General features: G+C 43.0%; 3 protein-coding genes. All 3 read left to right on the plus strand.

The features are described 5' to 3' along the window. The first annotated feature begins 153 nt into the window (after positions 1-153). Positions 154-927, plus strand: a complete 774-nt coding sequence (locus tag DOT_RS21110) for an electron transfer flavoprotein subunit beta/FixA family protein (protein ID WP_009623332.1) — start codon at positions 154-156, stop codon at positions 925-927. Positions 928-941: 14 nt separating this feature from the next. Beyond that, positions 942-1,928, plus strand: a complete 987-nt coding sequence (locus DOT_RS21115) for an electron transfer flavoprotein subunit alpha/FixB family protein (RefSeq protein ID WP_009623334.1) — start codon at positions 942-944, stop codon at positions 1,926-1,928. 67 nt (positions 1,929-1,995) lie between these two features. Beyond that, on the plus strand, positions 1,996-4,038 hold the full coding sequence (locus DOT_RS21120) for a heterodisulfide reductase-related iron-sulfur binding cluster (RefSeq protein WP_009623336.1): 2,043 nt from the start codon (positions 1,996-1,998) through the stop codon (positions 4,036-4,038). The last annotated feature ends 397 nt before the right edge of the window (positions 4,039-4,435 follow it).

Here is a 4,435-nt window from a genome sequence, read left to right on the forward strand (position 1 = left end):
CAAAGCTTAATGTCTTGTAGAAGATAGAGGCAATAGCTAGGGAGCTATCAAAACACGGTGATACCATTCCCCCTGGTTTCCAGGGAGGTGTCCAAATATAAATTACTCTAATGTGCCTGTTTGGCAAACTAGGAAAAGTTAGGAGGAGAAAGCATGAATATCGTCGTTTACATCAAACAAACATTTGATACTGAGGCTAAGATTGTACTAGATGGCAGTGGCAAGATTGACGCCAATGGGGTTAATTTAATTATTAATCCATACGATGAATTTGCCATTGAAGAGGGAATTCGGCTAAAAGAAAAATTGGGTGGAGAGGTGACCATCGTCAGTATCGGAGGTGCTCGTGCTCAAGAAGCTATCCGTACTGGTTTAGCAATGGGTGCTGACAAAGGGGTTCTTGTTACCGATGCTGCTTTAGAAAATGCTGATGAATGGGCAAACGCAGAAGTCCTTGCCAAAGCAGTCTCCCAAATTCCGTGTGATATTCTCTTGGCTGGTCGTATCGCCATTGATGATGGCGCTAGTCAAATTGGTGTTCGCCTGGCAGAAATATTGAATGTTCCTTCAATTAGCAGTGTTCTCAAACTTGATATTGCTGGAACTCATGCGACTGTGACCCGTGAAATTGACGGTGGAACAGAGACCATTGAGGCTGACTTACCACTCGTAATAACTGCTCAAAAAGGTCTAAATGATCCTCGTTATCCTTCTGTTGCAGGAATTATGAAAGCTAAGAAAAAGCCATTACAAACGCTCTCTCTCGCTGATCTTGGACTTAGCGCAGGAGATTTAGCACAAAAAATGAGCGTACTAAAATATACTTTACCTGATGCTCGTCAAGCAGGTCGCAAAATACCTGGTGACGCCGCACCGGCTGCTCAAGAATTGGCACGACTCTTGCACGAAGAAGCTAAGATTCTGTAAAGGGAGGAATTAAGATGGCAAAGGGAATTATGATTATCGTTGAACAACGCAACTTGGAAATTCGTAAAGTTTCATTAGAACTTCTCAGTCAAGGACGGAAAATAGCAGATGAAACTAGCGAGCCTTTAGTAGCTGTAGTACTCGGTCAGGGTATTGATGGTCTTGCTTCTACAGTTGCTTCATATGGAGCAGATAAGGTTATTCTTATTGATGATGCGAAATTGGCTGATTATACGACAGGTGCTTATACTTCTGCGCTTAACAAGCTTATCCGCAAAGAAGAGCCACAAGCCGTATTAATCGGAAACACAGCTATTGGCAAAGACCTTGCACCTCGTTTAGCACAACGTCTGGGAGTTGGCTTAGCCTCTGACTGCACAGGAATGGAAACTGACGCAAGCAGCTTCTTAACCTTCAAACGCCCGATCTATGCTGGTAAAGCATTCGAGTATCTTGCTTCGAACGTTCGCCCAATTTTGGCGACAATTCGCCCCAATACTTTCGCTTTAGCTGCACCTGATGCTTCACGTAACGCAGAAGTTGTCAAAGAAGCTGCGGATATCGATGCAGCTGATTTACGCGCAATTCTTAAAGAAGTTGCCATTGCAGCGTCTGAACGTCCAGACCTTACTGAGGCCAACATCATTGTCTCTGGTGGACGTGGAATGAAAGGCCCCGAAAATTATGTGATCCTGGAAGCCTTAGCCGATGTAATCGGTGCGGCTGTTGGTGCTTCACGTGCGGCAGTCGATTCCGGTTGGAAAGAGCACAAGTTCCAAGTTGGACAAACTGGAAAAACGGTTGCTCCGACCCTCTACATTGCTTGCGGAATTTCCGGAGCAATCCAGCATCTTGCTGGTATGGGATCTTCAAAGTTTATTGTTGCCATTAACAAAGATCCTGAAGCCAACATCTTTAACGTTGCCGATTACGGTATTGTAGGCGACCTTTTTGAAGTGGTTCCTGTGTTGACTGAAGAATTGAAGAAAATAGTCAAATAAATTTGAATAACATTTAGCGAAGCGCCTCTCAAAGGCGCTTCGCTAAATAGAACAAGGAGAGAGAAGAATGGCCACACGTCAAGTGTATTGGAACATTGAAGGAGAGCATTGGCTTTATTTACTCTTCATCTTCGCGCTTGTTTTCTTTGCTTACGGTGTATATAAGCGAGTGCAGCTATGGAAATTAGGACAACCTGAAAATCGCTGGAAAGACGTTGGGCAAGGGATTAAAGACGTTATTGTCTATGGCTTAGGTCATAAACGGATTCTCAAAGATTCCTACCCTGGAATAATGCACTTTGCTATTTTCTGGGGATTCGTATTTTTAGCGTTTGCAACTGCAATTATTACTCTCCAAGCGGATGTTGGCTTACAAATTTTTCATGGCTGGCTTTATCTTTTTATTAAGTTAACAGCCAACATATTTGGACTTGCAGCTGTTATTGGTATTCTCATGGCGGCCTATCGACGTTATATCAAAAGGCCAGATCGTTTGGACAATAAAACAGACGATGCCATTACTCTTATTTTGTTATTCGTCATCTTACTGACTGGTTTTCTTATTGAAGGCGTCCGCATGGCTGCCTTATCAGACCCTTGGGCTAGTTGGGGCTTTATTGGACAGTGGATAGCAGTTCCTCTAAAGGCTTCGATGAATGAAGCACAACTCTTGTCCTTACACCGTTTCCTTTGGTGGTTCCACCTCGTTCTTGCTATGACATTTATTGGTTATTTCTCACATTCTAAGATGTTCCATGTCTTGTTGGGTCTAGGGAACCAGTTTATGCGTCACCGTGGCCCAATCGGTATTCCAGAACTTATTGATTTCGAAGATGAAAGTATTGAAACCTTTGGGAAAAGCCAATTGCGAGAGTTTTCCTGGAAAGCATTATTCAATACGGACGTGTGCCTACGTTGTGGACGTTGTCAAGACAACTGTCCAGCGTATTTGAGCGGTAAACACCTTAGTCCTAAACGAATTATTCAAGATATGAAAGTCCTTATGGAGGAAACTGGTGCAGCTGTTGAAGCAGCAAAGGAAAAGGCAACTTCAGTTCATGCTGCTGAGGGTCAAGAAGCAGCTGCGGCAAGCGAGACTGAAGAGTGGACTGGTCGTGCGCTCATTGGTGAAGTGATTCCAGAAGAAGACCTTTGGGCTTGTACGACATGCCGTTCTTGTGAGCAACAATGCCCTGTATTTGTTGAACATGTTGATAAAACCATTGATATGCGTCGTAATCTAGTTCTCATGGAAACAAGATTCCCTGCAGAAGCTCAATTAGCCTTCAAGAATATGGAAAACAATGGTAATCCTTGGGGGATTGGTTGGACTACACGTGCTGATTTCCTTACTAACCTGGGAGTAAAAACTTTTGAAGAAGATCCTGGTGCTGAGTATCTGTATTGGCCCGGTTGTTCTGGAGCCTTTGATGCTCGCAATCAAAAAGTGTCTGCTGCTCTGGTTAAATTACTCAATGCAGCAGGTGTTCGATTTGCTATCTTGGGAAATGAAGAAAAATGTTGTGGTGACTCTGCGCGTAAATTAGGCAACGAGTATTTATTCTTCTCCTTGGCCACTGAAAATATTGAAGTTATGAATGGTCATGGGGTGAAGAAGATCATCACACAATGCCCTCACTGTTACAACCTGTTGAAAAATGAGTACCCGCAGTTTGGTGGAAACTTCGAAGTTATTCACCATACCGAATTCCTGTTAGATTTAGTTAAGTCTGGTAAGCTAAAACTTTCCCGCGTTGCCAACAAATCGGTCACCTATCACGATTCTTGTTATTTAGGCCGCTATAATCAAATTTACGAGCAACCGCGTGAATTGCTTAAAGCTGTTGGCTTAGATATCAAAGAAATGGCTCATACTGGCGAGAAGAGTTTCTGCTGTGGTGCCGGAGGCGGCCGTATGTGGCTTGAAGAACACGAAGGGCTACGTATCAATGAAATGCGTACAGATGAAGCTATCGCTGTAAAAACAGATTATGTTGGGACTGCATGTCCGTTCTGTCTTACTATGATTGCTGATGGAATCGGCGCTCGTGAAGTCGGAGAGCAGCTTAAGGCATTAGATATTGCCGAAATCCTGGAACAGAATATCTAATTATGCTATAAGTAACAGTTTCATTGTGACGGCGAGTAGCCTTCAGCTTATCGTTGGTGTGCTTAATCGCCGTCACATAATATACTTCTTTAAAGATTCAGAGGACTCATTTGCCGACCTGATGTCTTGTAGGAAAATGAGGTTTTTATGAGCAGGACCACATGATATGGGGGATGGCTGAGTGATATAGTTGAATAATAGGGCTTGGTATTTTGAAAGGGGGGATGTAATGCTAATACAATAACCTCTGGAAAGAGATGGTTCCAAGTTTATTCACTAGTGATTCTGCCGTATATTCTGACTATGCTATGTTTCTTCCAGCAATAGTATTTAGCATGCTGATCGTTGGACAGGATCTAAAGCATTAAAATGTTTAAGAACTTTCAAGTTCTTAACT

The sequence above is a fragment of the Desulfosporosinus sp. OT genome (assembly GCF_000224515.1).
GTDB lineage: Bacteria > Bacillota > Desulfitobacteriia > Desulfitobacteriales > Desulfitobacteriaceae > Desulfosporosinus.

What these genes read in the sequence shown, in the direction of transcription:
- DOT_RS21110 (WP_009623332.1), top strand. Translation starts at nt 154, where the DNA reads ATGAATATCGTCGTTTACATCAAACAAACATTTGATACTGAGGCTAAG.
- DOT_RS21120 (WP_009623336.1), top strand. Translation starts at nt 1,996, where the DNA reads ATGGCCACACGTCAAGTGTATTGGAACATTGAAGGAGAGCATTGGCTT.
- DOT_RS21115 (WP_009623334.1), top strand. Translation starts at nt 942, where the DNA reads ATGGCAAAGGGAATTATGATTATCGTTGAACAACGCAACTTGGAAATT.